Origin of the sequence: Blastococcus sp. TBT05-19, from assembly GCF_003319095.1 — a bacterium.
In the GTDB taxonomy this organism is placed as follows: domain Bacteria; phylum Actinomycetota; class Actinomycetes; order Mycobacteriales; family Geodermatophilaceae; genus Blastococcus.
The window spans coordinates 1-501 of record NZ_QOHI01000025.1; the positions used below are offsets into that span (position 1 = coordinate 1).

The window sequence follows — 501 nt, forward strand, 5'->3', positions numbered from 1 at the left end:
TCGTGGCGCAGCGACTCGCTGAACCCGCGGACGGCGAACTTGCTGACGGCGTAGGCGGCCTGCCCGGGCGGGGCGAAGATGCCGAAGACGCTGGAGACGTTTACCAGGTGGGAGCCGGGGTTGGCCTTGAGCACCGGGAGCAGCGCCGCGGTGAGCCGCACGACCGCCCGGAAGTTGATCGCCAGCACCCAGTCGAACTCCTCGAGGGTGACCTGGTCGAACCGGCCGCCGAGCGCGACGCCGGCGTTGTTCACCAGCAGCGTCGTCCCCGGGTGGGCGCCGGCCAGCGTCGCGCCCAGGGCGTCGGTGGCCGCCTCGTCGGCGAGGTCGACGACGTAGGTCTCGACCTCCAGTCGAGGGTGAGCTGCCCGGATGCGGTCGGCGACGGCAGCCAGCCGGTCGGCGTCCCGGTCCACGAGCGCCAAGGAGCTGCCGCGCTCGGCGAGCTGCACGGCGAGGGCCTCCCCTGTCTCTTATACACATCTGACGCTGCCGACGATC

1 protein-coding gene is annotated in these 501 nt (G+C 71.9%); it reads right to left on the reverse strand.

The genetic code is table 11. The annotated features are described in order from the left end of the window. Nucleotides 1-452 (reverse strand): SDR family oxidoreductase (locus tag DQ244_RS19160; protein ID WP_233491737.1); only part of this gene is annotated, 452 nt, incomplete at its 3' end. Nucleotides 453-501 lie beyond the last annotated feature (49 nt).